The organism is Algibacter ulvanivorans (genome assembly GCF_048381495.1).
Taxonomy (GTDB): Bacteria; Bacteroidota; Bacteroidia; order Flavobacteriales; family Flavobacteriaceae; genus Algibacter_B; species Algibacter_B ulvanivorans.
The window spans coordinates 1-255 of the sequence record NZ_JBLWGD010000107.1 but is presented as its reverse complement, the minus strand read 5'-3'; the positions used below and the strand labels follow the sequence as shown (position 1 = coordinate 255).

Genomic DNA, 255 nt, shown 5'->3' with positions numbered 1-255 from the left:
CCGTAATCACCATGTTATTGTTATCGCCATCTGGATCGTTATCGCCATCTAATGCGTTAACTGGTACATCCGTGTTGATCGTCGCATTGCCTATCGTTTCATCGTCCGCTACTGGAGGTAATTGATCAAATGTGATAGCGACTTGACCTTGATCCGTTAAACCGTCTTCATCTTCTACCGTATAGGTGAAGTTGATTGGTTCTGTGCTATCCGTTACTGGGGTTACACTTAATGTACCGTCTGGGTTTAATGTCA

1 protein-coding gene is annotated in these 255 nt (G+C 43.9%); it reads right to left on the bottom strand.

What is annotated here, in order from left to right; all coding sequences use genetic code 11:
- Positions 1-255, bottom strand: a 255-nt coding sequence (locus ACNG5D_RS16160) for an Ig-like domain-containing protein (RefSeq protein ID WP_418184551.1), incomplete at both ends; no start/stop codon positions are given.